This window comes from Streptomyces sp. NPDC006529, assembly GCF_040611795.1.
Taxonomy (GTDB): domain Bacteria; phylum Actinomycetota; class Actinomycetes; order Streptomycetales; family Streptomycetaceae; genus Streptomyces.
The window spans coordinates 1-5,728 of record NZ_JBEXPB010000097.1 but is presented as its reverse complement, the minus strand read 5'-3'; the positions used below and the strand labels follow the sequence as shown (position 1 = coordinate 5,728).

At 69.7% G+C, this 5,728-nt stretch carries 5 protein-coding genes; 1 reads left to right on the top strand and 4 read right to left on the bottom strand.

Annotation, left to right across the window (positions count from 1 at the left end; all coding sequences use genetic code 11):
* The 4 genes from ABZY31_RS30985 to ABZY31_RS30970 all read right to left on the bottom strand — a co-directional run.
* Positions 1-1,140: alpha-amylase family glycosyl hydrolase (locus ABZY31_RS30985; RefSeq protein ID WP_356416980.1), on the bottom strand; the 1,140-nt coding region annotated here is incomplete at its 3' end.
* Between the two features lie 46 nt (positions 1,141-1,186).
* Positions 1,187-2,053, bottom strand: coding sequence for a carbohydrate ABC transporter permease (locus ABZY31_RS30980; RefSeq protein WP_356416978.1), 867 nt, complete (start codon positions 2,051-2,053; stop codon positions 1,187-1,189).
* Positions 2,050-3,072 carry a sugar ABC transporter permease gene (locus tag ABZY31_RS30975; RefSeq protein WP_356416976.1) on the bottom strand — a complete coding sequence of 341 codons (1,023 nt, stop codon included), beginning with the start codon at positions 3,070-3,072 and terminating at the stop codon, positions 2,050-2,052. The genes ABZY31_RS30980 and ABZY31_RS30975 overlap by 4 nt, the downstream gene beginning before the upstream one ends.
* Positions 3,073-3,079: 7 nt before the next feature.
* The gene (locus ABZY31_RS30970; protein WP_356416974.1) at positions 3,080-4,354 is read right to left on the bottom strand and encodes an extracellular solute-binding protein; all 1,275 of its coding nucleotides are present in this window, start codon (positions 4,352-4,354) and stop codon (positions 3,080-3,082) included.
* A gap of 222 nt (positions 4,355-4,576) precedes the next feature.
* Between ABZY31_RS30970 and ABZY31_RS30965 the strand changes: the two genes are divergently transcribed.
* The coding region (locus tag ABZY31_RS30965; protein ID WP_356416972.1) for an alpha-amylase family glycosyl hydrolase at positions 4,577-5,728 on the top strand (1,152 nt) is incomplete at its 3' end.

Sequence of the window (5,728 nt, the reverse complement as noted above, 5' to 3'; positions counted from 1 at the left end):
CGGCAGCCCCAGCTCCTCGCCCTGGTACACGTACGCCGACCCCGGCAACGCCAGCATCAGCATCGCCGCCGCCCGCGCCCGCGCGAGGCCCTGCGCGCCGCCGCCGTAGCGGGTCACGTGCCGCACCACATCGTGGTTCGACAGCACCCACGTCGTCGGAGCACCCACGGGCCGCATCGCGTCGAGCGATTCGTCGATGGTGGCGCGCAGCGCCTCGGCGTCCCAACCGGTGTTCAGGTACTGGAAGTTGAAGGCCTGGTGCAGCTCGTTGGGGCGCAGGTAGAGCGCGGTGCGGTCCGCGCTCGGGGTCCACGCCTCGGCGACGCCGATCCGGTCACCGGCGTACTCCTCCAGCACGGTCCGCCAGGAGCGGTAGATCTCGTGGACCCCGTCCTGGTCGAAGAAGGGCAGCACCTGGTTGCCCAGCAGCTTGAGCTGCTCGTCGCGGCCGAGGTCGGGCAGGCCGGGCGCCTTGACCAGGCCGTGGGCGACGTCGATCCGGAAGCCGTCGGCGCCGAGGTCCAGCCAGAACCGCAGGATCGAGCGGAACTCGTCCTGGACGGCGGGGTGCTCCCAGTTGAAGTCGGGCTGCTCGGGGGCGAAGAGGTGCAGGTACCACTCGCCGTCGGCCACCCGCGTCCAGGCCGGTCCGCCGAAGATGGACTCCCAGTCGTTCGGCGGCAGTTCACCGGCCGCGCCGCGCCCGGGCCGGAAGTGGAAGCGTTCGCGCAGCGGGCTGCCGGGGCCCTCCCGCAGTGCCTGCTTGAACCATTCGTGCTGGTCGGAGCAGTGGTTGGGGACGAGGTCCACGATGATCCGCAGGTCCAGCGCGTGGGCTTCGCGGATCACGGCGTCGGCGTCGTGCAGGGTGCCGAACATCGGGTCGATGGCCCGGTAGTCCGCGACGTCGTAGCCCGCGTCGGCCTGCGGCGAGGCGTAGAACGGGCTGAGCCAGACGGCGTCGACCCCGAGTTCCTTGAGGTAGGGCAGCCGGGTCCGGATCCCTTCGAGGTCTCCCATCCCGTCCCCGTTGCTGTCGGCGAAACTGCGCGGGTAGACCTGGTAGATCACCGCTTCCCGCCACCAGCCGGGCTGGGTGCCGGTCGCGGTGGGAAGGGCGTCGGCGAGGTGCTGGGTCATGTCGTCCTTGGAGAGATCGGGCCGGTGTACACGTCGGGAAGGGGGGTCAGCCCTTGGTCGCGCCCGCGGTCATACCGGCGACGAGGTGACGCTGGGCGAAGACGAAGAAGATCGCCGCGGGGATGGCGATGAGGACGGAAGCCGCCGTCATCGGGCCCCAGTTGGCGGTGTACTGGGTGACGAAGGTCTGCAGACCTCCGGCCAGGGTGAGGTTGTCGTCGCCGACCAGGAAGGCGGAGGCGTACGCGACCTCGCCCCAGGCGGTGATGAACGAGTAGAAGGCGGTGACCGCGAGGCCCGGCCGGGCCAGCGGGAGGATCAGCCGCCAGAAGGTCCCGAAGGGGTTGAGCCCGTCGACCCGGCCCGATTCGTCGATCTCGATCGGGATGGTGTCGAAGAAGCCCTTCATCATCCAGGCGCAGAACGGCACCGCGATGGTGAGGTAGGTGATGATCAGGCCGAGCGGCTGGTTGAGCAGCCCCAGCTCGCCCATCAGGTTGTAGAGCGGGACGATGAGGATGGCCATGGGGAACATCTGGGTGACGAGCAGGGTCCACATCAGCGGCTTCATGCCGGGGAACCTGAACCGGCTGACCGCGTACCCGGTGGTCGCTGCGATGAACACGCCGAGGACCGTGGTGATGCCCGCGACCAGGACCGAGTTGCCGAACCAGGTGAAGAAGGACGTGTGGTCCACCAGGTAGCGGTAGTTGTCGAGCGTGGGGTCCTTGATGAAGTCGGTGCTGACCGCCTGCTGCGGCGGCTTGAGCGAGGTCAGCAGGATCCACAGCACGGGGAAGACGGCGATGACGGCCGCCACGACCAGGGTGGCGTGCAGGGCGACGGAGGCGAGCGGTCCGCGCTGTCCGCGCGGCCGCACCCCCTTGGCGGTGCTGGCGGTGGTCACGGTCACCACACCTCTCCCTGCTTGCGCAGCGCACGCCGGTAGACCAGCGCGAAGATCATGAGCAGGGCGAGGATCAGGACGCCCCAGGTCGCGGACCCGGCGAAGTCGCGCGGGCTGGTCACGAACGCCTGCCGGAAGGCCTGGGTCACCAGGATCTCCGTGGAGTCGCCCGGGCCGCCCCGCGTGAGCAGGAAGATCACCGGGAACATGTTGAAGGTCCAGATGGTGGAGAGCAGCACCACCGTCATGCTGACCGTGCGCAGCCCCGGCAGGGTGATGTGCCGGAAGCGCTGCCAGGGGCTCGCGCCGTCCATCTCGGCGGCTTCGTACAGCTCGCCGGGGATGGACTGGAGGCCGCCGAGCAGGGCGACCATGATGAAGGGGATGCCGAGCCAGACGTTGACGGTGATGACGGCGAGCTTGGCCCAGGTGGGGTCGTCGAGCCACGGGACGGCGGAGATCCCGCCGCCTTCGAGGACCTTGTTCAGGATGCCGTTGTCGCGGTTGAAGAGGAACCGCCAGGCGAAGACGGAGACGAAGCCGGGGACGGCCCAGGGCAGGATGAGCGCCATCCGGTAGGCGGCGCGGCCCCGGAACTCCCTGTTCAGGATGGTGGCGAGGCCGAGACCGAGCGTGAAGGTGATGGACACGCACGCGACGGTCCAGATCACCGTCCACACCAGCCGGTCCAGGAAGACCGGGTCGCTCAGCGCGGCGGTGTAGTTGTCGAGCCCGACGAACTCGTACGTCGCGTCGATCGTGTTGGGGCCGATCGTACGGGCGACGTTGCGCTCGTTGGCGTTGGTCAGCGACAGGTAGATCCCGCGGACCAGCGGCCACCCGATGATCACGCCGAGGACGAGCACCACGGGGGTGATCATCGCCCAGGCGTACCAGTGGGTGGCCAGCGCGCGCCGGATCCGGCCGGGGCGGGCCCCGGGCTTGCGGTCAGTCCCGCGGCTCCGGCCGCGGGCGACGTCGTCGCCCGCGGCCTTCACCACTGACTGGCTGGTCTCAGCAGCCATCGTCGTGCTACTTCCAGCCCTTGAGGATCTTGCGGAACTCGACGCCGGCCGCCTTGGCCGCGTCCTCCGGGCTCGACGTCCCGGTGACCGCCTTGGTGAACTGGAGCTTGAGGGGCTCGAAGAGGGAGCCGTTCTCCGGGATCCAGGCGCGCTCGACGGCCTTGTCCACGGCGGGCTTGAAGAACGCGACCATCTCGTTGCCCTTGACCTCCGGCACCTCGTAGGCGGCGGTGCGGGTCGGCAGCAGGCTCAGTTCCTTGGTGGCCTGGACCTGCACCTCCTGGGAGGTCATGTAGTCGACGAAGGCGTGCGCGGCGGTGCGGTTCTTGGAACCGGCGTAGACGGCCAGGTCGTGGCCGCCCTGCGGAGCGCCCGCCTTGACGGAGCCGGCCGGGACCGGGGTGATGCCGAGGTTGGCCTTGTCGGCGAACTGGGCACCGGCGTAGGTGTCCTTGACCGCCCACGGACCGTTGACCATCATCGCGACCTCGCCCGACTTGAAGGCGGTCTGCATGTTGTCGTAGCCGTCGGTGGCGTTGGTGACCGCCGCGCCGGAGGTGATCAGGTCGCGGGCGGCCTTGAAGGCCTTGACGCCCGCCGCGTTGTCGATGGTGACCGTCTTGTTCTTGGCGTCGACGAGGTCGCCGCCCTCGCCGTAGATGAAGGGGAGGGACCAGTAGGAGTCGTCGCCACGCAGGTAGAGGCCGGTCTTGCCGGTCTTCGCCTTGATCGCGGCGGCCGCGGTCTTGACCTCTTCGAGGGTGGTCGGGGGCTTGACGCCCGCGTCCGCCAGCATCTTCTTGTTGTAGAAGAGCCCGAGGGAGTCGATGACCTGCGGAACGGCGTAGAGCTGGTTCTCGTACGTGCCGCTCGCCGCCGCCTGGGGCAGGAAGTCCGCGGTGACCTTCTTGGCCGTGTCCGCGGGGACCTTGTCCAGGTAGCCGAGCGAGGCGAAGTCGGCGACCCAGCCGACGTCGGCGCGGATGACGTCCGGGGCCTCGGCGCCGCTGCTGAAGGCGTTCTTGACCTTGTTCTGCGCGTCGCCGTACGGAACGTTGACGTACTTGACGGTGACCTTCGGGTGCTGGGCGGTGAACGCCTCGGCGAGCTTCTGGAAGGTCGCCTTCTCCGTGTCGTTGGAGGTGTCCCACCAGGTGACCGTGCCGGAGATCTCGCCACCGGCGCTGTCCCCGCCGCCGTTGTCGTTCTTGTCGCCGCCGCAAGCCGTCGCCGCGAGCGCCAGAGCCGCGACCAGCGCGGTGGCCGCTATGCCACGCCGCATATGAACTCCTTCGATGATCCCGGCCGCGCCCTCGCGGTGCCGAGTTGCCAGGAACGTAACAAGCCTGAAAGCCGACGGAAAGACCTTGCGGCAATTTTCTGCAAGACCTGGTGATCGTTACATCCGTGTGTCCGTACGGTTGCCGCAGCTTGCTGTTAGTTCGAACCGTCTTCGGGTGAACGGGCCCGCAACCAGGCCCGGGGTCCGGACGTTGACCCCGATATGACCCCTGAGCTGACCGCCTCCCGGCTTGCAAGCGCTTCCAGCGACGTCACCCCGAGCGGCGACTGGTGGCGCGATGCCGTCATCTATCAGGTGTACGTCCGCTCCTTCGGTGACGGCGACGGAGACGGCGTGGGCGACCTGCGCGGAGTCCGCGAGCGGCTCCCGCACCTGGCCCGGCTCGGGGTGGACGCCTTGTGGCTCACCCCCTTCTACGTGTCCCCGCAGGCGGACGGCGGCTACGACGTCGCGGACCACCGGGCGGTCGACCCCCTCTTCGGGGACCTCGCCGACGCGGACGACCTGGTACGGGCCGCCCACGCGCTGGGGCTGCGCGTGATCGTCGACGTGGTGCCTAACCACACCTCCGAGCGGCACCCCTGGTTCCGGGCGGCGCTCGCCGGGGCGCCCGGCGGCCCGGAGCGGGCGCGCTACCACTTCCGCCCGGGGCGGGGGACGGCCGGGGAGCTGCCGCCGAACGACTGGCAGTCGGTCTTCGGCGGCCCGGCCTGGACCCGGGTGGCCGACGGGGAGTGGTACCTGCACCTGTTCGCCGCCGAGCAGCCGGACCTGAACTGGGAGCACTCCGGGGTGCGGGAGGAGTTCGAGTCCGTCCTGCGGTTCTGGCTGGACCTGGGGGTGGACGGCTTCCGGATCGACGTCGCGCACGGAATGGTCAAGGCGGCCGGGCTGCCGGACCTGGGGCGCGAGGCGCAGGTCACCCTGATCGGCGCCGAGCCGCTGCCCTTCTTCGACCAGGACGGGGTCCACGAGATCCACCGGTCCTGGCGCCGCCTGCTGGACGGGTACGAGGGCGCGCGGATCGGGGTCGCGGAGGCCTGGGCACCGACGTCGGAGCGCCTGGCCCTGTACGTGCGCCCCGACGAGCTGCACCAGGCCTTCAACTTCCGGTTCCTGAAGTGTCCCTGGGACGCGGGGGCGATGCGGACGGTCATCGACGAGTCCCTGGCGGCCACCGCCTCGGTGGGTGCTCCGACGACGTGGGTGCTGTCGAACCACGATGTGGTGCGGCACGTGACGCGTTATGGGGGCGGCGCGCAGGGCCTCGCGCGGGCGCGGGCGGCGGCGATGCTGATGCTGGCGTTGCCGGGGTCGGCGTACGTGTACCAGGGGGAGGAGCTCGGCCTGCCC

Excerpts from the sequence above, each read along its gene's own strand:
- ABZY31_RS30975 (WP_356416976.1), bottom strand. The coding sequence starts at position 3,072 with ATGGCTGCTGAGACCAGCCAGTCAGTGGTGAAGGCCGCGGGCGACGAC.
- ABZY31_RS30970 (WP_356416974.1), bottom strand. The coding sequence starts at position 4,354 with ATGCGGCGTGGCATAGCGGCCACCGCGCTGGTCGCGGCTCTGGCGCTC.